This is a genomic window from Streptomyces sp. NPDC050625 (assembly GCF_040654755.1).
GTDB lineage: Bacteria > Actinomycetota > Actinomycetes > Streptomycetales > Streptomycetaceae > Streptomyces.
Window position 1 is genome coordinate 18,333 of record NZ_JBFAIQ010000035.1, and the last position, 21,442, is coordinate 39,774.

The following is a 21,442-nucleotide window of genomic DNA, read 5'->3' on the forward strand; positions in this document are numbered from 1 at the left end:
GGTCAGAACCCGGGGCCGCCCATCTTGTCCCCCGCCGCCGCCAGCCGTCCCCACAGCAGATCGGCCAGGCTCTTCACCAATTCGGTTCGGGAGCAGGGCCGTTCGCCGAGCCACCAGTCGCCCGCCGCGTGCATCATGCCGACGATCCCGTGCCCCCACACCCGGGCCAGCTGCTGGCTCCCGGGTCCGAGGTCCAGCCGGTCCTCGATGACCTGGGCCAGTTCCTCGCCCATCCTGCGCAGCAGCGGCGCGGAGTGCTTGCCGACGTCGAAGCCCTGGTCGGTGCCCTGGCCGCCCTCCGAGGGGTGCATCAGGAAGCGGTAGACCTGGGGCCGTGCCTCGATCGCCGCGAGGTAGGTGTCCAGCGTGGCCTCGACCCGCTCGCGCCGTTCGGCGGGGGCGTCGAGCGCCGCCCGCAGCGAGTCCAGCAGCGCGTCGGTGTGCCGCGTGGCGAGAGCGGCGTAAAGTCCGCCCTTGTCGCCGAAGTGGCGGTAAAGGATGGGTTTGGTGATACCGGCCTCGGCGGCGATGGCGTTCATGGAGGCCTGCGGGCCGTCGCGCAGCACCACCCTGTCGGCGGCCTCCAGCAGTTCGCGCCGTCGGCGGTCGGCGGTCCGCTGCTGATCGGTCCGCTGTGTGGTGTCCATGAGCTCTCCCCACCCGTGCTGTTTCGGTGACGCCTGCGCAAACTAACACTGACTGTGTCCGTGTCATCGAACGGGATGCCGACAGGTCATCGGGAGTTGACTTTTCCTACCCGCCGGTAACAGACTCGAGTTACCGCTAGTAACATGCAAGTACCGCCGCTGGAGGGGACATGGCCGAGTTCACCATGGAGCTCAACGACGAACAGAAGGAGGTCCGGGACTGGCTGCACGGTTTCGCCGCCGACGTCATCCGCCCCGCGGCCGCCGAATGGGACGAGCGTGAGGAGACTCCCTGGCCGGTCATCCAGGAAGCCGCCAAGGTCGGTATCTACTCCCTCGACTTCTATGCCCAGCAGTACTTCGACCCCACCGGCCTCGGCATTCCGATGGCGATGGAGGAGCTGTTCTGGGGCGACGCGGGCATCGCGCTCTCGATCGTCGGCACCGGTCTCGCCGCCGTGGGCGTCCTCGCCAACGGCACCGAGGAGCAGATCGGCACCTGGATCCCCCAGATGTACGGCGACCCCGATGACGTCAAGGTCGCGGCCTTCTGCTCCTCCGAGCCCGACGCCGGCTCCGACGTGGGCTCCATGCGGACGCGTGCCGTGTACGACGAGGCCAAGGACGAGTGGGTGATCAACGGCACGAAGACCTGGGCGACCAACGGCGGCATCGCCAACGTCCACGTCGTCGTCGCCGTGGTCGACCCCCACCTCGGCTCCAAGGGCCACGCCTCCTTCATCATCCCGCCGAACACACCCGGCCTGTCCCAGGGCCAGAAGTTCAAGAAGCACGGCATCCGCGCCTCGCACACCGCCGAGGTCGTCCTGGAGAACGCCCGTGTCCCCGGCTCTTGCCTGCTCGGCGGCAAGGAGAAGCTGGACGAGCGGCTCGCGCGGGCCCGTGAGAGGGCCAGGGCGGGCGGCGGCGAGCGGGTGAAGAACGCGGCGATGGCCACGTTCGAGGCCTCGCGGCCTGCGGTCGGCGCGATGGCCGTCGGCACGGCCCGGGCAGCGTACGAGGTGGCCCTCGACTACGCCATGACCCGTGAGCAGTTCGGACGTCCGGTCATCGACAACCAGGGTGTCGCCTTCCAGCTCGCGGACATGCGCACGCAGATCGACGCCGCGCGTCTGCTCGTGTGGCGTGCCTCCTGGATGGCGGTCAACGGGAAGCCGTTCACCGCGGCCGAGGGCTCGATGTCCAAGCTGTTCGCCAGCGAGACCGCGAAGCAGGTCACCGCCCAGGCGATTCAGATCCTGGGCGGCAACGGGTACACGCGGGAGTATCCGGTCGAGCGGATGCACCGGGACGCCGCGATCTACACGATCTTCGAGGGGACGAGTGAGATCCAGCGGCTGGTGATCGCCCGTACCCTGTCGGGGATGCCGATCCGATAGCGGCGATCAGCGGCGCCGCAGAGGCGGTCAGCCGCGCGGCGGAGGCGATCACCGGTGCTTCAGCGGCGTGAGCTGTTCGATGTCGTAGCGCCTGCGCAGGTTCTCGATCGCCTCGTGGTCCGGCGGCCCCCCGCTCCCCAGGATCTCCAGCAACTCCTCGAAGTAGCGCTCGTGATCCGGGGGCGGGGACGCCTGGAAGAACACCTTCGTGGGGGTGTCCGTCGGGTTGGCGAAGGCATGCGGGCAGCCGGGGGGTACGACGATGAGCGTGCCGGGGGTGGCCCGGACCACGCGGTTGCCCGAACTCGACTCCCACTTCTGCCAGTTGTCGGGTGTGCGGATGCGCGGCTCGAAGGCGAGCACATCGAGCTCACCGTCCAGCACGTAGAACAACTCCTCGCTGCGCGTGTGCACATGGGCGCCGACATCGAAGCCGGGCGGCACCTCCACCTCGAAGGTGGAAGCCGTCCGCGAGTGCGTGCCGGTCACCTTGAACGTCACGCGCTGGGCGGGCGTGTGCACGACGCGGCCGTGACCCGGGGGCACGAGCAGCCCCTCGGACTGCGCCGCCTGCTGGGGCGACGCGCCCGCCCGGGTCGTGGGTCCTTCGGGTACCGCCAGTCCTTCGGTCGTCGTCATCGCCAATCACCACGTCACGGGAAGGGCCTCGGGCCCACGGATCAACGCGCCCTTCTTGAAGGGCACCTGGTCGGGCGGCACGGCCGGCCGCAGCCCGGGCACCCGGTCCAGCAGCGTGTCGACCAGCAGCTCGGACTCCAGCCGGGCGAGCTGGGCGCCGGGGCAGTAGTGCGGGCCGAAGCCGAACGTCAGATGCGGGTTGGGGCTGCGCGAGAAGTCGATCGTCTCCGGGTCCGGGAAGACCTCCGGGTCGCGGTTGGCGGCCAGGTAGGAGACGTACACCGGGTCGCCAGCCCGGATCCGCACGCCCCTGATCTCCACGTCCTGCGTGGCGATCCGGGACAGCCCGACCGCGTTGCGGTGCGGGATGTACCGCAGCAGTTCGTCGATGGCCTTCGGCCTGATCTCCGGCCGGGTGCGCAGCTGTGCCACGAGATCGGGCCGGATCATCAGGAGGTAGAACAGCTGCCCGCTGTTGTCGGTGACCGCCTCGCCGCCGATCTGCAGCAGCACCGCGAGCCCCGTGGCCTCCTCCGGTGTCACCTCGCCGCGGCCCACGGCGGCGCCGAGCAGTGAGGCGACGTCCTCGCCCGCACTGTTCTCACGCCGGTGGATGAGGCCGCGGAAGTAGGCGCTCATCTCGTTCCTGGCCCTCTCGCTGACCTGCTTGCCGCGTGAGGAGGACAGGATGAGCCGGGTCCAGGTGTGCATGCTGTGCCGGTCGGCCGCCGGGACGCCCATCAGCTCGCAGATCACCGCGACCGGGAAGGGACTGAGCACCGTACTGGTGAGGTCGGCGGGCGGTCCGTCCTGGAGGAGCTCGTCCACCAGTTCGTCCAGCAATACCTGTGACTTCTCGCGGAGCCGTGCCACACCCTTCGCGGTGAACGCGGGCGCGACCGCGCGGCGCAGCCGGGTGTGGTCCGGCGGATCCAGGAAGCCGACCGCGCCACGGGCCGGGATGAAGTGCGGGGCGAGCCGGGTGACCGGGTGGTCCATGACCGCCTCGCGGCTGAACCGGGGGTCGTTGGTCACCGTGCGCACGTCGTCGTAGCGGGTGAGCAGCCAGGCCCAGCCCTCGCCGTTGGGCAGTTCGATGCGGCTGACCGGGCCCTCGTGCATCAGCTCGGTCAGCACCGGATCGAACTTCACCCCGGCCAGGTCGGCCGCCGGCCAGAGCCGGACCGGCGGCGGGACCTCGGTGAGCATCTCGTCGATCATCGGGTCTCTTCGTCCGTGCCGACCCAGCGGCCCACCGTCATCTCGGCGGTGATGCCGGGGCCGAACCCGGCGAGCAGTCCGCGCGCCCGCTCGTCGGCGCCGCCCTCGTCGAACAGCCGGCGCAGCGCGTCCAGCACGACGGCGCTGGCGATGTTGCCGTACTCGGTGAGCGTGGCCCGGCTGAACCGGAACGCGTGCGGGTCGACCTGCAGGAACTTGCTGAGGTCGTCGAGTATTCGGGGCCCGCCCGCGTGGATGATGTAGAAGTCCAGGTCGGACGCGTCCCAGCCGTGCTCGCCCGCCAGGTCCTGGAGCGCCGGGGCGAGCGGCTCCATGGTGGTGGGCACCCGCTTGTCCAGTAGGAAGTGGAACCCGGTGGCCCGGACGTCGTACATGATCCAGTCCTCGGTCTTGGGGATCAGGTACGAGCCGTTGCGCTCCAGCCGGACGCCCGTGCCGCCGCTGCCGCGCACCACGGCCGCGGCGATGCCGTCGCCGAACAGACCGTTGGAGAGCAGCGAGCCGACGCCGAGGTCGGTGGGCTGGTAGCACAGCGAGCAGAACTCGCAGGCCACGATGAGTGCGTTGGCCTCGGGGTAGGCCGTGCAGAAGTCGTGCGCCCGGTTGATGGCCGCACCGCCGGCCGCGCAGCCCAGCTGGGCTATCGGCAGCTGCCGGGTGGTGCTCGGGAAGTCCATCTCGTTGATCAGCCACGCGGTCAGCGAGGGCATCATGAAGCCCGTGCACGACACGTAGATGATGACATCGATGTCAGAGGTCAGGAGTTCGGCGTCGTCGAGCGCCCGCTGGATGACCGCGGGGACCCGGGCCTTCGCCTCGCTCTCGTACACCTTGTTGCGCTCCTGGAAGCCGGGATGCTTCAGGGTCTCCTCGATCGGCTGGACGATGTGCCGGGTGCGGACGCCAGTGTTCTCGATCAGCCGGAGGGCCAGCGGGAGCTGGGGGTGGTCCGGATGACGCTCGCGCGCCAGGTCCAGCGTGTCCTCCATCGTGATCACGTGTTCTGGTACGGACACCGAGGGTCTGCACAAAGTAGCCATGAGCCGTCCCTGCTTTCGCCTTCCGGCAGGCCTTCGCCCGCCGGTCAGAAGGTGGTCCACCCAGGTTCACCCGACGGGGCGACGATCTCGCGCCGGATTACTCCGAATCGGGGACAACGGGTAAGGGGCGCCTGGGAACTCCGGGTCACCCACACGCCCGCACCGGACGGAACCCCTACGGCGCCCCACTGCTGTGCGCGATGCACGCCACGTCGATACGGTCGGCGAGCTTCGCGAGCTCGATGGTCAGCGCGGCCACGGTGTTCTCGTCCAGCCCCTCCTGCCCGGCCTCGACGAGGTGCAGCCACCTTCCGCCCACGGTGCGGAGCAGCTTGCTCACGTCGGCCGCGGCCACCTGCAAGGTACCGCGGTCGTCGACGATCAGAGGCAGAGTCACTTCGCGGTTCACAGACGGGATCGTAGCCGCGGAAACGTCACGCACCCTGCCAAACAGTGGTGATGTTGCAGAACTCGCGGATCCCGTGCCCGGACAGCTCACGCCCGTACCCGGACCGCTTGACCCCGCCGAACGGGAACGCCGGATGCGACGCGGTCATCCCGTTCACATACACGGCACCCGCCTCCAGATCCCGTGCGAACCGCTCCGTCTCGGCCTCGTCACGCGTCCACACATTCGAACTCAAGCCGAACGGGGAGTCGTTGGCGATGAGCACGGCCTCGTCCAGGTCGCCGGCCCGGTACAGCGTGGCGACCGGCCCGAACGCCTCTTCGCGGTGGATCCGCATCTCGCGGGTGATCCCGGCGAGGACGGTCGGCGGGTAGTACCAGCCGGGCCAGTCCGGGCGCCGCCCGCCGCACAGCACGGCCGCCCCGCCGCGCTTCGCGTCGTCGACCAGTTCCTCCAGGTCCGCCCGCCCCTGCTCGCTGGCGAGCGGTCCGACCTCGGTGTCCTCCTGCATCGGGTCGCCGACCTTGAGCGCCTTCATGCCTGCGACGAACCGCTCCGCGAAGGCGTCGTACACGTCCGTGTGGACGATGAACCGCTTGGCGGCGATGCAGGACTGCCCGTTGTTCTGCACCCGGGCGGTCACCGCGACCTGGGCCGCCCGGTCGATGTCGGCGGAGGGCATGACGACGAACGGGTCGCTGCCGCCCAGCTCCAGCACCGTCTTCTTGACCATGTCCCCGGCGGTGGACGCGACCGCCCGCCCCGCCGGTTCGCTGCCGGTGAGGGTCGCCGCCCTGACGCGCTCGTCGCGCAGGATGCCGTCGACCGCGCCGGAGCCGATCAGCAGGGTCTGGAAGCAGCCCTCGGTGAAGCCGGCCCGGTGGAAGAGGTCCTCCAGATACAGGGCGGTCTGCGGGACGTTGGAGGCGTGCTTGAGCAGACCCACGTTGCCGGCCATCAGGGCCGGCGCCGCGAAGCGGATCACCTGCCACAGCGGGAAGTTCCACGGCATCACGGCGAGCACCGGCCCGAGCGGCCGGTAGCGCACCCGCACCCGGGACGCCCCGGAGTCCGTCACATCGGCATCGGGGGGCCTCTCGTCGGCGAGCAGCGCCTCGGCGTGCTCCGCGTACCAGCGCATCGCCCTGGCGCACTTGGCGGCCTCCGCCCGGGCCTGTTTGACCGGCTTGCCCATCTCGGTGGTCATGATCCGGCCGATGTCCCGCTGGTCCTCGTCCAGGAGATTGGCGGCCTGGAGGAGAAGACGCCCACGGTCCACGAAGCGGCTCATCCGGTACGTGCGGAATGTCGCCTCGGCGAGCTGGAGCCGGCGCTCGATCTCCTCCTCGCCCATGGCCTCGTACGTCTTGAGCGTCTCGCCGTTCGCCGGGTTGACCGTCGCGATGGGCATGGCTGACCTCCCTGGGAGCGGGCTTGATTCGACCTTCCCGCGCGTCGCTGACGACCGCAACGCGTGCGTCGCCTACTCGGCCGAGTGCTCCGCCAGCCGGTCCAGGAACGCGGCCTGCGCCGTGACGATCACCCCCCGGGCGCGGTCCAGACCGAACCACTCCACCCGGTCCAGTTCGGGGAACTCCTGGACCCGCCCCGACCTCGGCGGCCACTCCATCGTGAAGGTGCCGGGCTCGATCGACTCCGGGGCCAGGTCGGCCTCGACCGCCCACGCCGTGACGATCTTGCCGTTGGTCTGCCTGACCTCGCCCAGCGGCACGGCCTCTCCGTCGGGCGGCGGCAGGCCCAGCTCCTCCTGGAACTCACGGCGCGCCGCGTCCCAGGCGGGCTCGTCGGGTGCGTACTCGCCTTTGGGGACGGTCCACGCCCCGGCCTCCTTCTTGGCGAAGTAGGGGCCGCCCATGTGGCCGAGCAACACCTCCAGGCCGTTGCCGGTGTGCCGGAACAGGAGCAGACCGGCGCTCCGCTTCTCTTTCAATCCCTTACCTCCGGTTCTCCTCAGGCCTTCATCTCCGGGTGCGCGGCCAGCAGCGTTTCGACCGTGTCCGCGTCCTGCGGTCGTTTGTCCTCGCGGTAGCGGACCACCCGGGCGAAGCGGAGGGTGACCCCGGCCGGGTAGCGGGAGGAGCGCTGGAGACCGTCGTACGCGATCTCGACGACGAGTTCGGGGCGTACGGTCACCACCCAGCCGTCGTCCTGGACGGCCAGCGCCTGGAGACGTTCGGTCTGCCAGGTGAGCATGGCGTCGGTCATGCCCTTGAAGGTCTTGCCGAGCATGGCGAAGGTGCCGTCCGGGGTGCGGGCGCCCAGATGGAGGTTGGACAGCTTGCCCGTGCGGCGCCCGTGGCCCCACTCGGCGGCCAGCACGACCAGGTCGAGGGTGTGCACCGGCTTGACCTTCAGCCAGGAGGCGCCGCGCCGGCCCGCGCTGTAGGGGGCGTCCAGGGCCTTGACCACGACTCCCTCGTGGCCGCGCCCGAGCGTCTCGGCCAAAAACTCCTCCGCCCCGGTCACGTCCTGGGGGCCGGACACCACGGTCCGTCGCACCCGCATCGGCTCGGGCACCAGCCGGGCCAGCTCCGCGTGCCGCTGTGCGAACGGCAGGTCGAGCAGATCGCGGCCGTCGACCGCGAGGACGTCGAAGAAGACGGGGGAGACGGGGACCTCCTCGGCGGCCCTCGCCACGTCCACGCGGGAGCCGACCCGCCCCGCGGTCTCCTGGAAGGAACGGGGCCGCCCGTCCGCGCCGAAGGAGATCACCTCGCCGTCCAGGACGAACCGGTCGCCCGCAAGCTCCAGAGCCGCGGAGGTCACCTCGGGCAGCCGGTCGGTGATGTCGTCGAGGGTGCGGGTGTGGACCCGTACCGTGTCGCCGTCCCGGTGGACCTGCACACGGATGCCGTCCAGCTTCTCCTCCACCGCGCACGCGCCCAGCTTCCCGACCGCCTCCGCCACCGAGGAGGCGGTCTGCGCCAGCATCGGCAGGACCGGGCGGCCGACCGTGAGCCGGAACCGGTCGAGGGCCGTCGGGCCGTCCGCCAGCAGGGCCCGCGCCACCGTCTGGAGCGAACCGGCGAGCATCACCGCCCGGCGTACGTCTGCCGCATCGGCGCCCGTCGCCGCGGCCAGCCCCTCCACGGCCACGGCGTCCAGGGCGCCCTGGCGCACCTCGCCGGTGATCAGCCCGAACAGGAAGCGCTGCTCGTCCTCGGTGGCCGCCCCCATCAACTCGCCGACCAGCCGGGCCCGTTCCGCCTGGGAGCCGGGCCCGGAGACCTTGCCGAGCTCGGTGAGCCGGGCGTCGACCTCGCGCACCGTGAGCGAGGGCTGCGCGGCCGCCGGTACCTTCCGGCTCAGTACCTTCCAGCCGATGCCGAGGCGCCCCTGCGGGAGCCGTCCCGCCAGATACGGGATGACGATCGGCACGTCGTCCGCCTCCGCGTCCCGGAACAGCTCCGCGAGCAGGGCGGTCTTCCGGGACCGTGCCGCGGTGGCGGCGACCTCCCGGGACACTTGGGCGAGCCGGGTCAGCAGCATGCAGCCATGGTGCAACGCTGGCGCCGGGACTACACCCGTGGGGACGTGTCGAGGTCGGCGAAGAGGAGTTCCCCGTTGATGGCCGCCCCGGCCCGGTAGCCGCGGCTGGCTGCGTTGACCACCTGCTCGGCGAAGCCGCTGGTGTTGCCGGCCGCTCACGGGCGGGGGACGGTCGTCAGGCCGCGTTCGCCCGCACCGTGAGTGGGGGCTTCGCGAGCAGGGTGGTCTTTCGGGGCCGTGTCGTGGGGTACGCGGGGGCCGGGGCTACACCCGTGGGGACGTGTCGAGGTCGGCGAAGAGGAGTTCCCCGTTGATGGCCGCCCCGGCCCGGTAGCCGCGGCTGGCTGCGTTGACCACCTGCTCGGCGAAGCCGCTGGTGTTGCCGGCCGCTCACGGGCGGGGGACGGTCGTCAGGCCGCGTTCGCCCGCACCGTGAGTGGGGGCTTCGCGAGCAGGGTGGTCTTTCGGGGCCGTGTCGTGGGGTACGCGGGGGCCGGGGCTACACCCGTGGGGACGTGTCGAGGTCGGCGAAGAGGAGTTCCCCGTTGATGGCCGCCCCGGCCCGGTAGCCGCGGCTGGCCGCGTTGACCACCTGCTCGGCGAAGCCGCTGGCGTTGCCGGCCGCCCACAGCCCGGGGACGGTCGTCAGACCGCGCTCGTCGATCACCGGGTACGTGCCGAAGGGCGTCTCGCGCAGCTCGGCGCCCAGCCGGGCCAGGAGATCCGTCCGCGGTACGGCACGCGGTGCCACGAACAGCACCTCGCGGTCGTACACCGTGCCGTCCGCGAGCCGGACCCCGGTGAGCCGGTCCTCGTCGGCCGTCACCCGCGCCACTTCGCCCGGCACCACGGTGACCCCGGCCGCCGCCAGCCGGCGCAGGTCGTCGTCGGCCAACTCCGACTCGCCGACCCGGTGCAGGAAGAGGGTCACGTCCTTGGACCACTGGGTCACCATCAGCGCCTGGTGCACGCTCAGCGGGGTCGAGGCGAGCACCCCGAACGCGCGGTCGCGCACCTCCCAGCCGTGGCAGTACGGGCAGTGCAGCACATCCCGGCCGAATCGCTCGGCCAGGCCCGCGACCGGCGGCAGCTCGTCCTTCAGCCCGGTCGCGACGACCAGCTGCCGCGCCCGGACATCGCGCCCGCCCGCCAGGACCACCGTGAAGTCCCCGTCCCGTCGGACGTCCACCGCCCGGTCCCGGAACAGCTCCACGCCGTACCGCGCGATCTCCTCGCGTCCCACGGCGAGGAACTCGGCCGGTGACATGCCGTCCCGCGAGAGATACCCCTGCATGTGCGCGGCGGGCGCGTTGCGCGGCTCGCCCGCGTCGACGACCAGCGTGCGGCGCCGGGCCCGGCCCAGGACGAGCGCGGCGGACAGCCCGGCCGCGCCGCCTCCGACGACGACGACCTCGTAATGGTCGGTGTTCTCGGTCATGGATGACCACCTCCGCGGCCGACGGTCGCGCGCCCTCGGTCGCATTGACAAACTTGTTTGCCGAAACTGCAATACGGACATGACCACCGACGACGTTCTCGCGGGCGTGGGCCCCCGGCTGCGGCGGATCCGCAAGGAGCGGGAGGTGACCCTCGCGGCGCTGTCCGAGGCGACCGGCATCTCCGTCAGCACCCTCTCGCGGCTGGAGTCCGGCCTGCGCAAACCCAGCCTGGAGCTGCTGCTGCCGATCGCGCAGGCCCATCAGGTGCCGCTGGACGAACTCGTGGGCGCCCCGCCGGTCGGCGATCCCCGCGTGCGGGGCAAGCCGATCGTGCGGTACGGGCGCACCCACTGGCCCCTCACCCGGCAGCCGGGCGGGCTCCAGGCGTTCAAGGTGCTGGAGCCACAGCGGGTGATGGAGCCCGATCCGCGGACCCATGAGGGCTACGAGTGGCTGTACGTCCTGTCCGGCCGGCTGCGGCTGGTGCTCGGGGAGCACGACGTGGTGCTCACCGCGGGGGAGGCCGCCGAGTTCGACACGCGGGTGCCGCACTGGTTCGGCTCGACCGGGGAGGGGCCGGTGGAATTCCTGAGCCTGTTCGGAGCGCAGGGCGAGCGGATGCACGTACGGGCACGCCCCTCGCGCCCGCGACGCGAGGGCACGTGACACACGAGACTGTTCCCTGATGGCAAGCGACCGCTTAGTATGCGATCGACCCCGGTCAGACGAGCAGTCCCGTGGAGGCACCGCATGCAGGCATGGCAAGTGCACGAGAACGGCGAGCCGAGCGAGGTGATGCGGCTCCAGGAGGTGGAGCGGCCCACGCCCGCCGACGGTCAGGTCCTGCTGAAGGTGCGTGCCGCCAACATCAACTTCCCGGACGTGCTGATGTGCCGCGGCCACTACCAGGTGCGGCCACCGCTGCCGTTCACTCCCGGGGTGGAGATCTGCGGTGAGACCGAGGACGGCCGCCGCGTGCTCGCCAACCCGGCACTGCCGTACGGCGGTTTCGCCGAGTACGCCGTCGCGGACGCCGCCGCGGTGCTGCCGGCACCCGACTCCCTCGACGACGCGGAGGCCGCCGCCCTGCACATCGGCTACCAGACGGGCTGGTTCGGCCTGCACCGCCGGGCCGCTCTGGAGGCCGGCGAGACGCTGCTCGTCCACGCCGCCGCGGGCGGCGTCGGCAGCGCGGCCGTGCAGCTCGGCAAGGCGGCCGGCGCCAAGGTCATCGGTGTCGTGGGCGGCCCCGACAAGGCCGCCGTCGCTCGTGACCTGGGCTGCGACGTGGTGATCGACCGCCGCGCCGAGGACGTCGTCGCCGCGGTGAGGGAGGCCACCGGCGGCCGCGGCGCCGATGTGATCTATGACCCGGTCGGCGGCGAGGCCTACACCCAGTCCACCAAGGTCGTCGCCTTCGAGGGCAGGATCGTGGTCGTGGGCTTCGCGAGCGGCACCATCCCCAGCCCGGGGCTCAACCACGCCCTGGTGAAGAACTACTCGATCCTCGGCCTGCACTGGGGCCTGTACAACACCAAGAACCCGAAGCTGGTCCAGCACTGTCACGAGCAGCTCACCGAGCTGTCCGCCCGGGGCGCGATCAGGCCGCTGGTGAGCGAGCGCGTGCCGCTGGACGGGGCCGCGGCCGCCGTGCAGCGGGTCGCCGACGGTGTCACCACCGGCCGGGTCGCCGTCGTACCGTCGCTGGAGAACGGAGCCGCCGCATGACCGACGCAGCCGAACTCGAACGCCGCACATCGGAGTTGCTCGCCGCGCACCCGCCCGCGACCACCGACCGCCTGGACTTCCTGAGGGCCCGCTTCGACGCGGGGCTCGCCTGGGTGCACTACCCCGAGGGCCTCGGCGGCCTCGGTGCCCCGCGCACTCTCCAGGCCGTCGTGGACGCCGGGCTGGAGGCCGCGGGCGCCCCCGACAACGACCCGCGGCGCATCGGCATCGGCCTCGGCATGGCGGCGCCGACGATCCTGCGCTACGGCACCGAGGAGCAGAAGCGGCGGTACCTCAGGCCCCTGTGGACGGGCGAGGAGGTCTGGTGCCAGCTGTTCAGCGAGCCGGGCGCCGGCTCCGACCTGGCCGCGCTCGGTACCCGGGCGGTCCGCGAAGGCGACGACTGGGTGGTCAACGGGCAGAAGGTGTGGACCTCCAGCGCCCACATCGCCCGCTGGGCCATCCTGATCGCCCGCACCGACCCGGACGTGCCCAAGCACGCGGGCATCACCTACTTCATCTGCGACATGACCGACCCGGGCGTCGAGGTGCGGCCACTGCGCCAGATCACCGGCGAGGCCGAGTTCAACGAGGTCTTCCTCACCGACGTCCGCATCCCCGACTCCCGCCGCCTCGGCGAGGTCGGCGACGGCTGGCGGGTCGCGCAGACCACCCTGAACAACGAGCGCGTCGCGATCGGCGGCATGCGGCTGCCCCGCGAGGGCGGCATGATCGGCCCGGTCTCGAAGACCTGGCGCGAGCGCCCCGAGCTGCGCACCCACGATCTGCACCAGCGCCTGCTCAAGCTGTGGGTCGAGGCCGAGGTCGTCCGGCTCACCGGCGAACGCCTGCGCCAGCAGCTCGCCCTCGGCCAGCCCGGCCCCGAGGGCGCCGGCATGAAGCTCGCCTTCGCCCGCCTCAACCAGGAGATCAGCGGCCTGGAGGTGGAACTCGGCGGCGAGGAGGGCCTGCTGTACGACGACTGGACCATGCGCCGCCCCGAACTGGTGGACTTCGTCGGCCGTGACGCCGGCTACCGCTATCTGCGCGCCAAGGGCAACAGCATCGAGGGCGGGACCAGCGAGGTCCTGCTGAACATCGTCGCCGAGCGCGTCCTGGGCCTGCCCGCCGAGCCGCGCACCGACAAGGACGTCGCCTGGAAGGACCTCGCCCGATGAGCACACAGCCGGATCTCCTCTACTCCGAGGAGGAAGAGGCGCTGCGCGCCGCCGTCCGCGACCTGCTCACGGACCACTGCGACGCGGCGGGTGTCATCACCCGCACCGAGTCGGACGCCCCGCACGACCTCGCCCTGTGGAAGGCGCTCGCCGAAGGCATGGGCCTGGCCGGGCTCCTGGTTCCGGAGGCACAGGGCGGCCAGGGCGCCTCGCATCGCGAAGCCGCCGTGGTCCTGGAGGAGTTGGGCCGCGCCGTGGCCCCCGTGCCCTACCTCACCAGCGCGGTCGTGGCCACCGAGGCCCTGCTGGCCTGCGAGGACGAGGACCTGCTCGGCCGGCTCGCCTCGGGGCGCACCATCGGCGTCCTTGCCGTCGCCCTGCACACCGCGCCGGGCGCCGCGCTCAGGACCGTACGCGTCGAGGACGGCCGGCTGTACGGCGAGCTGACCGGGATCGCGGACGCGGCCGCGGCCGACGTCCTGCTGGTCCCGGCTGCCGACGGCGGTCTGTACGCGGTCGGCGCGGAGGCCGTCACGGTCACCCCGCACACCTCCCTGGACCTGACCAGGCCGGTCGCCGGCGTCACCCTCGACGGGGCCGTCGGACGCCGCCTGGGCGATGCGGAACCGGCCGTACGACGGGCCCTGCGGGCCGGGGCCGGGCTGCTGGCCTCCGAGCAACTCGGAGTCGCGGACTGGGCGCTGACCGAGACGGTCCGGTATCTGAAGGAGCGCAAGCAGTTCAACCGGCAGGTCGGCGGCTTCCAGGCGCTCAAGCACCGGCTGGCCCAGCTGTGGCTGGAGGTGGTCAACCTCCGGGCCGCCGCGCGGAAGTCCGCCGACGCGCTCTCCACCGGCGAGGACGCGGAGGTCTCGGTCGCCGTCGCCCAGGCCTATGCGTCGGCCGTCGCCGTGCACGCCGCCGAGGAGGCGCTCCAGCTCCACGCCGGCATCGGCATGACCTGGGAGCACCCGATCCACCTCTACCTCAAGCGGGCGAAGGCCGATTCGATCGCCTACGGCACGGCCGGTGCCCATCGCGAGGCACTGGCCGAACTGGTCGACCTCCAGGCACCCTGACCGCACCACGAGAGGCCCGCCCACCTGGGGCGGGCCTCTTCGCGCGCTAGTGAACAGAGGGCGGCGGTCCGGCCAACTCCCCGCAGACATGGGCTACTTGGTCGCGGATCGAACGCATACTCCCTTCGGTCCCATACGGCCCTACAAGGGAGGCAGAGCATGGCCCTCACCACCCGTCGCAGAGCCCTCACCACCCTCGGCGCCGCCCTCGCGGGCACCTTCGCGCTGCCCGCCGCACAGGCCTGGGCGGGCGGCGGCCACCACGGCCCGCGTCCGCTGTGGCGCGCCCACGCCCACAACGACTACGAGCACCCGCGCCCCCTGTTCGACGCCCTCGACCACCGATTCGGCAGCGTCGAGGCCGACATCTTCCTCGTCGGCGAGCAGCTCCTCGTCGCCCACGACGCCACCGAGCTCGACCCGACCCGCACCCTCGAATCCCTCTACCTCGACCCGCTGGCCGCCCGCGTCAAGGCCAACCACGGCTCCGTCTACCGGGGTTGGCGCAGGCCCCTGCAGCTCCTCATCGACATCAAGACCGAGGGCTCGTCGACCTACCTCGAACTCGACCGCCACCTCCAGCGCTACAAGCACCTGTTCACGACGTTCGCGCACGGACGCGTACACCCCGGCCCGGTCACCGCCGTGATCTCCGGCGACCGCGCCGCCCGCGTGCCGATGGAGGCCCAGACCGTGCGCCGGACGTTCTACGACGGCCGGCTCACCGACCTCGGCACCCCGGCGCCCGCCACCTTCATCCCGCTGATCTCCGACAACTGGACCCTCAACTTCAGCTGGCTGGGCGACGGTCCGTTCCCGGACGCCGAGCGCCAGAAGCTACGGAGCATCATCGAGGCCGCGCACGCACGCGGGCAGCGGGTCCGGTTCTGGGCCACACCCGACGCGGCCGGTCCGGCACGGGACGCGCTGTGGACGGAACTCCTCGCCGCGGACGTCGACTACTTCAACACCGACGACCTGGCGGGCCTGGAGGCGTTCCTGGACGCCCATCCCACCGCCTGACATCCGCCCGACCCCCCACGGCAGGACGACACCACACGATCGGAGGACACGTCAGCCGCCCGGATGAACCCTCCGCTACGCCACACTTGCGGCCGAACGCCGCGAAATGGGCGTGGCGGAGGAGGTTCGCGATGGCCGTTTCCATCTCTGTGGTGCTGCTGCTCCTGATCCTGGCCGTGATCTTCATGCGCAACGGCGCACTGAAGATCTCCCACGCTCTGGTCTGCATGCTGCTCGGCTTCTACCTGGCGAGCACGAGCATGGCGCCCACCATCAGCAACGGGCTCACCGCGACCGCGGACCTGGTGAGCAGCCTGCGGCCCTGAGTCACGGCGCCGAGAAGACCCCGATGCCGTTCGGTACGGGGCGCTCGGCGCCGCCGCTGGGGTGGTTGCGTACCGACACGGCGCTCTCGCCCGGTGCGCGGGCGACCAGCGTCGTGGACCCGCCGCCGTCCAGGCTGAACGCGTCGCTCGATCCCAACTTCCGCATCTGGGCGGCGACTTCGGCGATCGTCAGGCCGCTGCGGTAGGCGGGCGCCCCGTCCAGCGCGAACAGCACCAGCCGACGTCCGCCGGACCCGAAGCCCACGGCGGTACGCACGGCCGCGGTGGCGTTGTCGAGACCGGCCAGCGGCTGCCCGTCGCGGAGGACCGGATAGCCGCCGAGGGCGAAGCGGTAGGGGGTCTTGGACGCGGACGGCAGCAGCCGGGTGCGGACGCTCACCCGCTCGCCCAGGGACAGCTTGCGCAGTTGCCGGGCGCCCGCCTCCCGTCCCACCAGGACCGTGGTGCCCGCCCCGATGGGCCCCCTGCCCGGGGCGGTGGAGGCCGACACGACCCGGCCGCCGCGGACCGTCACCTCGTAGGTGTCCGTACTGCACGCCGCGGCCCGGTCGGTGTCGGTGCCGCAGGTGGCGCGCATCCGGGAGACACTGCCCCACCGCGCGGTGTACGCGCCTACGGAACCCACCGGCAGCGCGTACTGGTTGAGGCCGCGGATCGGCAGCGGCCCCTCGGCCGTACGGACGCTCCCGAGCAGCGTGAGCCGGTCCAGACGGGCCCGCCGGTCCACGCCCACGCCGAAGACCTCCCTGGTGTTCGTACCGGGCGGCAGCGCGGGCCCGAACCGCTGTCCGGTCGGCACCGCCGCCTTGAGCACGTGCCGGTGCGCGATCGCCGGTCCCACGCTCGCACCCGTCGCCTCGACGCCCGGGTGCTGGGTCTCGGTGATGTTGAAGAAGTCGCCGTTGACGCCCCCGACCGCGCCCGCGTCGTTCGCGAGCTTCGAGACGGGGGCGCGGGCGGCCACCGCGCCCGGGTACAGCAGGTCGAGGTGCACATGCGTATTGCGCAGGTCGACGAGCAGCACATGGGCGTGGGTCACGCCCTTGGCCGCCGCGATGTCGAACTGCTCGTAGGAGACGCCCTGCGCGATCGGGACGGTCTTGCGAACGGCGTCGGCCGGTGCCGCCCCCGTCAGGGCCGCACCGGCCAGCACACCGAACGTCGTGAGGACCGTCAGTACCGTTCTTCCAGCGGTCAACTGCTTGTGACGACGCGTCACTTCGCCCCCTGAAGTCTCGTCAACTCTGCCAGGACTCAGGGGAAGTGCACCAGAACGCCGTTTCCGGCGGGGTGGCTAGACCTCTACGACACGAGAACGGGTGAGAAAACGTACCCCCTCGGGTGCTTCCAGCGAGAAACCGCTCCCTCGGCCGGGCACCACGTCCACGATCAGCCGCGTGTGGCGCCAGGCCTCGTACTGGCTCCGCGACATCCAGAACGTGACCGGTTCGTCGACGCCCTCGACCTCCAGCTCGGCCAGCAGCACGTCGGAGCCGCCGGTGCGGAACTCGCCGTCCGGGTAGCACATGGGCGCGCTGCCGTCGCAGCAGCCGCCCGACTGGTGGAACATCAGCGGCCCGTGGGAGGCGCGCAGCCGACGCACCAGGTCGGCGGCCTGCGGGGTGAGTTCGACGCGGGGGATGTCCTGATCCATGGTCACCGTCCTGGGGCGTGACGTGGCGTGACGTGGCGTGATGTCGGGTCGGTCCAGTCTCACGGTTCGCCGGGAGCCCGTCCAGCATGGGTTCTCATCGGCGATGGCTGAGCACATTGACGACGCGCCCGTTGGGGTCCCGCACGAAGAATCGGCGTACGCCCCACTCCTCGTCGGTGAGCGGATGCACGATCTCCGCTCCGCGCTCCCGCATCGCCGCATACGCCGCGTCGACGTCCTCGACCTCGATGCTCAGGTCGGGCGCGACAGGAGCCGTCCGGTCCTCGCTGATCAGGCTCAGCTGCGCCGTGGGGTTCTCGGTGGAGGCCAGCGTCACGATCCAGCCGTGGTTCATCACCTCCTCGAAGCCCAGCACCTCATAGAACTCCGCGCTCCTGGGCAACGCGGTCGACTGGAGATTGGGTACGACGCGCCGCACGCTCATGTCGTGACTCCGATGGTCGGTCGGTCGGGAAATGCGCTTGTTCCGGCTGTGAGTATGGTGCAACCAGGCCCTATGGACACCCTTGGCCCGGGGCGGCACAGTGAGGGAACGGTGCCGGACGGCGGGGGGCGTCATGAGCAACGAGCCGGGGGACGAGTCCTCGATACTGACCGAGCAGAACACCACCGAGGCGATGCAGCGGCTGCGTGCCATGTCCGTCTCGCATGCCCAGGCCGTACGACTGGCCAATGTGCGGATGGGCATCTCCGTCCTGCTGGCTGCCGCCGGTCTCGTCAGCACGGTCAGGCCGTCGTGGGCGGTGCCGGTGACCGTGCTCGGCGGGGTCTGGGCCGTCGCGTACTCGGTCGGCCTCACTTCCTGGGAGGACGGCACGGCCCGGCGAGCGGCGCTGCTCCAGGAGCTGTTCGACGTACGGCTCTACGGCCTGCCGTGGAACGACGTCCTGGTCGGCGCGCCACCCGGCGCGCAGCAGGTCAGCAGCCTCAGCCGGCGCTTCCGGGGCGACGAGGACGAACTGCGCGACTACTACGAGGTACCCGACCTGCCGCGCCCCTACGACGTGCTGGCCTGTCAGCAGCAGAACCTCGGCTGGGGAGCGCGGGTCCGCCGCCGCTACGCCCGGGTCCTGCTGGCGTTCGTGCTGACCTGGCTGGCGGCGGGACTGGTGGTCGGCGTGGTCGCGGGCCTGAGCGTGCTGGACCTGGCGCTCCAGTGGTACGTGCCCTCGCTGGCCGCGGTGATGATGGGGCTGGACAGCTGCCGTACGCAGTGGAGCGTGGCGGCGGAGCGGGAGCGGGTGCTGGCCCTGCTGGAACGCGCGGTCGCGGAGCGCGGCGAGAGCGGCCGGCTACTGGGGCTGGCCCGGCAGGTGCAGGACGTGATCTTCCAGTCGAGGCAGCACAACACACGCGTCCCGAACTGGTACTTCCGCCGATTCCGAAGCGCGGACCGAGCCGATTTCCAGGCCGCCATGGCCGAGTTGCAGAACGTGGTCCGGCGAACGACGACCCAGTCGGGCTGAGCCGGCCCCGCTGACGAGTACCGGGGCTGCGCGCGTCACCGCACCGGGTGCTTGCTCATGATCGAGATCCGGTTGAACGCGTTGATCGTGACCGCCACCCAGATCACCGCGGATATCTGGTCGTCGGTGAGCACCTCCCGCGCGACGGCATACGCGGCCTCCTGGGCGACGGCGTCGGACGGTTCGGTGGTCACCTCGGCCAGGGCGAGCGCGGCGCGCTCCAGCGGGGTGAACACCTCGGTGTCCCGCCAGGCCGCCAGCACCCCCAGCCGGCGCGTCGTCTCACCGGCGCGCAGGGCGGCCCGGGTGTGGACGTCCAGGCAGTAGGCGCAGCCGTTGATCTGCGACACGCGGAGGTTGATCAGCTCCACGACGGTGCGGTCCAGGTCCGCCTCGGCCGCGGTGGTGCGCACCGCCTCGGACGTCTGCACCAGGGCGTGGTACGGCTTGGGACTCTGCTTGTCGACGAAGATCCGCCGGGCCGCCGACCCGGGCGCGGGGCTGCTGCTCAATCTGGGGCTCCCTCGGGCATAATCACTGAGCCTATATTGTTGAATTGGAAACTATCATGATTTCGAGAGGTGGTTCCGATGGGCGAGGCCGACGCGGCGACGACCGATGAGTGGAAGGTCGACATACTCACCCCGCGTGACGTACCCCTGGGCGGCCCCAGGGCGATGACCGTGCGCCGCACGCTGCCCCAGCGGGCCCGGACCCTGATCGGCGCCTGGTGCTTCGCCGACCACTACGGCCCGGACGACGTCGCCCGGACCGGTGGCATGGAGGTCGCCCCGCATCCGCACACCGGGCTGCAGACGGTGAGCTGGCTGTTCAGCGGCGAGATCGAGCACCGGGACAGCCTCGGCAGCCATGCGTACGTACGGCCCGGCGAGCTGAACCTCATGACGGGCGGGTACGGCATCAGCCACTCCGAGGTCTCCACCCCGCGGACCACCGTCCTGCACGGCGTACAGCTCTGGGTGGCCCTGCCCGGCGAACACCGGGAGGCCGAGCGGGACTTCCAGCACTACGTACCCGAGCCGGTGCGGATCGACGGTGCCGAGGTCCGGGTCTTCCTGGGCGCCCTCGCCGGAGCCGTCTCGCCGGTACGGACCTTCACACCTCTCCTCGGAGCCGAGATCACCCTCGAACCGCAAGCGGCGATCACGCTCACGGTGGACCCCGGCTTCGAACACGGCCTCCTCGTCGACCACGGGCACGTCCGCGCGGCCGGCATCGCGCTGCGCCCTGCCGAACTGGGCTACATCCACCCCGGAACCCAGACCCTGACCCTCGTCAACGAGTCGGACGAGCCCGCTCGCACGGTCCTGCTCGGCGGAACCCCGTTCGAGGAACAGATCGTCATGTGGTGGAACTTCATCGGCCGCACTCACGAGGACATCGTCCGGGCCCGAGAGGAATGGGAGAACGCCTCCGACCGTTTCGGAGCCGTCGAGGGATACCCCGGGGACCGGCTGCCCGCCCCCGCGCTGCCGAACGCCACCCTCGCACCGCGCGGCAATCCACCGCGCGACTGAACGGCAACCGGCGAACCACACCCCATGATCCGCATCCGAAGGGAATCGCGATGAACCAGCCTTCCACGGCACCGACCGTCGAGCGCGTGCACGCCCGGCACCGCTACGAGATCAAGGTCGACGGCGAACGCGCCGGCTTCACGGCATACCGCGACCGCGGTGAGCAGCGCGTCTTCTTCCACACCGAGATCGACGACGCCCACGCCGGGCAGGGCCTGGCCGGGCAGCTGGTCCAGCAGGCGCTCGCCGACGTGCGCGCACTGGGCAAGCGCATCGTGCCGGTCTGCCCCTACGTGGCCAAGTTCCTGCTGAAGCACGAGGAGTTCGCCGACATCACCGACCCCGTGACGCCCGACGTCCTGAAGTGGCTGGAGGCGGAACTGGGCTGATGCCGCGGCGCCCAGCGCCATGCCGCCGCACGGGTGAGCCGTGTCTCACGCGTGCGGCGGCTCTTGCTTATGCAACAAGTTGCATAGCAGGATCAAGGGCATGGCGCTCGAGCACGCGATCCTCGTCTCCCTGCTGGAGAAGCCGGGCTCCGGATACGAGCTGGCCCGGCGGTTCGACCGGTCCATCGGCTACTTCTGGACCGCCACGCACCAGCAGATCTACCGCGTGCTCAAGCGCATGGAGAGCGACGGCCTGCTCGCCGTCCGCGAGGTGCCGCAGCAGGGCCGGCCGGACAAGCGGGAGTACTCCGTCGCCGGCCCCGGCCGCACGGCCCTGTCCCAGTGGCTGCACGAGCCGATCGAGCCCGAGAGCATCCGTCACGAACTCGCCGTGAAGATCCGCGGCGCGGCCTTCGACGACCCCGCCGACCTCATCCGCGAGGTGGAGCGGCACCACCGGGCGCACAGCGACCGGCTCGCGCACTACCTCGCCGGCGAACTGCGCGACTTCACCGGGCCCGACGCGCCCGCACCGCTCGACGCCGGCCAGGAACTCCAGCACGTCGTGCTGCGCGGCGGCATCGCCTACGAGCGGATGACGGTCGCCTGGCTCGACGACGTCCTCACCACCCTCCACCGCCTCGCCGGCACGCCCCCGCCCTCCGCCTGAACCACGCTCGACCGACCCCTGCC

Annotated in this window: 24 protein-coding genes and 2 pseudogenes; 11 read left to right on the forward strand and 15 right to left on the reverse strand. The window is 71.3% G+C overall.

The genetic code is table 11. From position 1 onward, the window contains the following. Positions 1–2 precede the first annotated feature (2 nt). A complete protein-coding gene (locus AB0I54_RS41015; protein ID WP_363301441.1) occupies positions 3–647 on the reverse strand; it encodes a TetR family transcriptional regulator in 645 nt (214 codons plus the stop codon). Between the two features lie 170 nt (positions 648–817). On the opposite strand from AB0I54_RS41015, the gene AB0I54_RS41020 reads away from it, so the two are divergent. After that, positions 818–2,047, forward strand: coding sequence for an acyl-CoA dehydrogenase family protein (locus tag AB0I54_RS41020; protein WP_363301442.1), 1,230 nt, complete (start codon positions 818–820; stop codon positions 2,045–2,047). A gap of 48 nt (positions 2,048–2,095) precedes the next feature. On the opposite strand, the gene AB0I54_RS41025 is transcribed toward AB0I54_RS41020, so the two are convergent. The 10 genes and pseudogenes from AB0I54_RS41025 to AB0I54_RS41070 all read right to left on the reverse strand — a co-directional run bounded on the left by AB0I54_RS41025 (position 2,096) and on the right by AB0I54_RS41070 (position 10,325). Beyond that, on the reverse strand, positions 2,096–2,686 hold the full coding sequence (locus tag AB0I54_RS41025) for a cupin domain-containing protein (protein ID WP_363301443.1): 591 nt from the start codon (positions 2,684–2,686) through the stop codon (positions 2,096–2,098). A 6-nt stretch (positions 2,687–2,692) separates the two neighbouring features. Then, the gene (locus AB0I54_RS41030) at positions 2,693–3,907 is read right to left on the reverse strand and encodes a cytochrome P450 (protein WP_363301444.1); all 1,215 of its coding nucleotides are present in this window, start codon (positions 3,905–3,907) and stop codon (positions 2,693–2,695) included. Further along, positions 3,904–4,968 carry a type III polyketide synthase gene (locus tag AB0I54_RS41035; RefSeq protein WP_363301445.1) on the reverse strand — a complete coding sequence of 355 codons (1,065 nt, stop codon included), beginning with the start codon at positions 4,966–4,968 and terminating at the stop codon, positions 3,904–3,906. Before AB0I54_RS41035 ends, AB0I54_RS41030 begins: the two co-directional genes overlap by 4 nt. A 175-nt stretch (positions 4,969–5,143) precedes the next feature. Beyond that, entirely contained in the window at positions 5,144–5,377 is a 234-nt protein-coding gene (locus AB0I54_RS41040; RefSeq protein ID WP_316759114.1) for a DUF6213 family protein, read from the reverse strand. Positions 5,378–5,402: 25 nt separating this feature from the next. Then, complete coding sequence (locus tag AB0I54_RS41045) at positions 5,403–6,788, reverse strand: NADP-dependent succinic semialdehyde dehydrogenase (protein WP_363301446.1); 1,386 nt, start codon at positions 6,786–6,788, stop codon at positions 5,403–5,405. Between the two features lie 72 nt (positions 6,789–6,860). Next, entirely contained in the window at positions 6,861–7,328 is a 468-nt protein-coding gene (locus AB0I54_RS41050; RefSeq protein WP_363301447.1) for an NUDIX domain-containing protein, read from the reverse strand. A 20-nt stretch (positions 7,329–7,348) separates the two neighbouring features. Further along, a complete protein-coding gene (locus tag AB0I54_RS41055) occupies positions 7,349–8,887 on the reverse strand; it encodes an ATP-dependent DNA ligase (RefSeq protein ID WP_363301448.1) in 1,539 nt (512 codons plus the stop codon). A 29-nt stretch (positions 8,888–8,916) separates the two neighbouring features. Then, positions 8,917–9,075, reverse strand: a pseudogene (locus tag AB0I54_RS41060) (thioredoxin reductase); the annotation flags it as partial. A 76-nt stretch (positions 9,076–9,151) separates the two neighbouring features. Next, a pseudogene (locus AB0I54_RS41065) lies at positions 9,152–9,310 on the reverse strand (thioredoxin reductase); the annotation flags it as partial. A 76-nt stretch (positions 9,311–9,386) separates the two neighbouring features. Further along, positions 9,387–10,325: an NAD(P)/FAD-dependent oxidoreductase gene (locus tag AB0I54_RS41070; RefSeq protein ID WP_363301449.1), complete on the reverse strand. Its 939-nt coding sequence runs from the start codon at positions 10,323–10,325 to the stop codon at positions 9,387–9,389. Positions 10,326–10,404: 79 nt separating this feature from the next. Here AB0I54_RS41070 and AB0I54_RS41075 point away from each other — a divergent pair, with 79 nt between their 5' ends. The 6 genes from AB0I54_RS41075 to AB0I54_RS41100 all read left to right on the forward strand — a co-directional run bounded on the left by AB0I54_RS41075 (position 10,405) and on the right by AB0I54_RS41100 (position 15,660). Continuing rightward, a complete protein-coding gene (locus AB0I54_RS41075) occupies positions 10,405–10,992 on the forward strand; it encodes an XRE family transcriptional regulator (RefSeq protein WP_363301450.1) in 588 nt (195 codons plus the stop codon). Between the two features lie 84 nt (positions 10,993–11,076). After that, on the forward strand, positions 11,077–12,054 hold the full coding sequence (locus tag AB0I54_RS41080) for an NADPH:quinone oxidoreductase family protein (RefSeq protein ID WP_363301451.1): 978 nt from the start codon (positions 11,077–11,079) through the stop codon (positions 12,052–12,054). Then, entirely contained in the window at positions 12,051–13,232 is a 1,182-nt protein-coding gene (locus AB0I54_RS41085; RefSeq protein ID WP_363301452.1) for an acyl-CoA dehydrogenase family protein, read from the forward strand. The genes AB0I54_RS41080 and AB0I54_RS41085 overlap by 4 nt, the downstream gene beginning before the upstream one ends. Then, positions 13,229–14,311, forward strand: coding sequence for an acyl-CoA dehydrogenase family protein (locus AB0I54_RS41090; RefSeq protein WP_363301453.1), 1,083 nt, complete (start codon positions 13,229–13,231; stop codon positions 14,309–14,311). The genes AB0I54_RS41085 and AB0I54_RS41090 overlap by 4 nt, the downstream gene beginning before the upstream one ends. 159 nt (positions 14,312–14,470) lie before the next feature. Next, positions 14,471–15,334 carry a phosphatidylinositol-specific phospholipase C/glycerophosphodiester phosphodiesterase family protein gene (locus tag AB0I54_RS41095; RefSeq protein ID WP_363301454.1) on the forward strand — a complete coding sequence of 288 codons (864 nt, stop codon included), beginning with the start codon at positions 14,471–14,473 and terminating at the stop codon, positions 15,332–15,334. 131 nt (positions 15,335–15,465) lie between these two features. Then, entirely contained in the window at positions 15,466–15,660 is a 195-nt protein-coding gene (locus tag AB0I54_RS41100) for a hypothetical protein (RefSeq protein ID WP_316759088.1), read from the forward strand. A gap of 1 nt (position 15,661) precedes the next feature. Here AB0I54_RS41100 and AB0I54_RS41105 read toward each other — a convergent pair whose 3' ends face one another. The 3 genes from AB0I54_RS41105 to AB0I54_RS41115 form a co-directional block, all read right to left on the reverse strand. After that, positions 15,662–16,900 (reverse strand): phosphodiester glycosidase family protein, encoded by a 1,239-nt coding sequence (locus AB0I54_RS41105; RefSeq protein ID WP_363301455.1) that lies wholly within the window; start codon positions 16,898–16,900, stop codon positions 15,662–15,664. A 75-nt stretch (positions 16,901–16,975) separates the two neighbouring features. Next, complete coding sequence (locus tag AB0I54_RS41110; protein ID WP_363301456.1) at positions 16,976–17,335, reverse strand: DUF779 domain-containing protein; 360 nt, start codon at positions 17,333–17,335, stop codon at positions 16,976–16,978. A 94-nt stretch (positions 17,336–17,429) separates the two neighbouring features. After that, positions 17,430–17,780, reverse strand: coding sequence for a VOC family protein (locus tag AB0I54_RS41115; protein ID WP_363301457.1), 351 nt, complete (start codon positions 17,778–17,780; stop codon positions 17,430–17,432). Between the two features lie 133 nt (positions 17,781–17,913). Between AB0I54_RS41115 and AB0I54_RS41120 the strand changes: the two genes are divergently transcribed. Further along, positions 17,914–18,822, forward strand: a complete 909-nt coding sequence (locus tag AB0I54_RS41120; RefSeq protein WP_363301458.1) for an S-4TM family putative pore-forming effector — start codon at positions 17,914–17,916, stop codon at positions 18,820–18,822. Between the two features lie 35 nt (positions 18,823–18,857). On the opposite strand, the gene AB0I54_RS41125 is transcribed toward AB0I54_RS41120, so the two are convergent. Next, entirely contained in the window at positions 18,858–19,334 is a 477-nt protein-coding gene (locus tag AB0I54_RS41125; RefSeq protein ID WP_363301459.1) for a carboxymuconolactone decarboxylase family protein, read from the reverse strand. 78 nt (positions 19,335–19,412) lie between these two features. Here AB0I54_RS41125 and AB0I54_RS41130 point away from each other — a divergent pair, with 78 nt between their 5' ends. The 3 genes from AB0I54_RS41130 to AB0I54_RS41140 all read left to right on the forward strand — a co-directional run bounded on the left by AB0I54_RS41130 (position 19,413) and on the right by AB0I54_RS41140 (position 21,419). Further along, positions 19,413–20,360, forward strand: a complete 948-nt coding sequence (locus tag AB0I54_RS41130; protein WP_363301460.1) for a pirin family protein — start codon at positions 19,413–19,415, stop codon at positions 20,358–20,360. Positions 20,361–20,410: 50 nt separating this feature from the next. Continuing rightward, entirely contained in the window at positions 20,411–20,749 is a 339-nt protein-coding gene (locus AB0I54_RS41135; protein ID WP_363301461.1) for a GNAT family N-acetyltransferase, read from the forward strand. A 100-nt stretch (positions 20,750–20,849) separates the two neighbouring features. Further along, positions 20,850–21,419 carry a PadR family transcriptional regulator gene (locus AB0I54_RS41140; RefSeq protein ID WP_363301462.1) on the forward strand — a complete coding sequence of 190 codons (570 nt, stop codon included), beginning with the start codon at positions 20,850–20,852 and terminating at the stop codon, positions 21,417–21,419. The last annotated feature ends 23 nt before the right edge of the window (positions 21,420–21,442 follow it).

Coding starts and splice junctions, on each gene's coding strand:
- AB0I54_RS41015 (WP_363301441.1), bottom strand. CDS start 647: ATGGACACCACACAGCGGACCGATCAGCAGCGGACCGCCGACCGCCGA.
- AB0I54_RS41020 (WP_363301442.1), top strand. CDS start 818: ATGGCCGAGTTCACCATGGAGCTCAACGACGAACAGAAGGAGGTCCGG.
- AB0I54_RS41025 (WP_363301443.1), bottom strand. CDS start 2,686: ATGACGACGACCGAAGGACTGGCGGTACCCGAAGGACCCACGACCCGG.
- AB0I54_RS41030 (WP_363301444.1), bottom strand. CDS start 3,907: ATGATCGACGAGATGCTCACCGAGGTCCCGCCGCCGGTCCGGCTCTGG.
- AB0I54_RS41035 (WP_363301445.1), bottom strand. CDS start 4,968: ATGGCTACTTTGTGCAGACCCTCGGTGTCCGTACCAGAACACGTGATC.
- AB0I54_RS41045 (WP_363301446.1), bottom strand. CDS start 6,788: ATGCCCATCGCGACGGTCAACCCGGCGAACGGCGAGACGCTCAAGACG.
- AB0I54_RS41055 (WP_363301448.1), bottom strand. CDS start 8,887: ATGCTGCTGACCCGGCTCGCCCAAGTGTCCCGGGAGGTCGCCGCCACC.
- AB0I54_RS41070 (WP_363301449.1), bottom strand. CDS start 10,325: ATGACCGAGAACACCGACCATTACGAGGTCGTCGTCGTCGGAGGCGGC.
- AB0I54_RS41075 (WP_363301450.1), top strand. CDS start 10,405: ATGACCACCGACGACGTTCTCGCGGGCGTGGGCCCCCGGCTGCGGCGG.
- AB0I54_RS41080 (WP_363301451.1), top strand. CDS start 11,077: ATGCAGGCATGGCAAGTGCACGAGAACGGCGAGCCGAGCGAGGTGATG.
- AB0I54_RS41085 (WP_363301452.1), top strand. CDS start 12,051: ATGACCGACGCAGCCGAACTCGAACGCCGCACATCGGAGTTGCTCGCC.
- AB0I54_RS41090 (WP_363301453.1), top strand. CDS start 13,229: ATGAGCACACAGCCGGATCTCCTCTACTCCGAGGAGGAAGAGGCGCTG.
- AB0I54_RS41095 (WP_363301454.1), top strand. CDS start 14,471: ATGGCCCTCACCACCCGTCGCAGAGCCCTCACCACCCTCGGCGCCGCC.
- AB0I54_RS41100 (WP_316759088.1), top strand. CDS start 15,466: ATGGCCGTTTCCATCTCTGTGGTGCTGCTGCTCCTGATCCTGGCCGTG.
- AB0I54_RS41110 (WP_363301456.1), bottom strand. CDS start 17,335: ATGGATCAGGACATCCCCCGCGTCGAACTCACCCCGCAGGCCGCCGAC.
- AB0I54_RS41115 (WP_363301457.1), bottom strand. CDS start 17,780: ATGAGCGTGCGGCGCGTCGTACCCAATCTCCAGTCGACCGCGTTGCCC.
- AB0I54_RS41120 (WP_363301458.1), top strand. CDS start 17,914: ATGAGCAACGAGCCGGGGGACGAGTCCTCGATACTGACCGAGCAGAAC.
- AB0I54_RS41130 (WP_363301460.1), top strand. CDS start 19,413: ATGGGCGAGGCCGACGCGGCGACGACCGATGAGTGGAAGGTCGACATA.
- AB0I54_RS41135 (WP_363301461.1), top strand. CDS start 20,411: ATGAACCAGCCTTCCACGGCACCGACCGTCGAGCGCGTGCACGCCCGG.
- AB0I54_RS41140 (WP_363301462.1), top strand. CDS start 20,850: ATGGCGCTCGAGCACGCGATCCTCGTCTCCCTGCTGGAGAAGCCGGGC.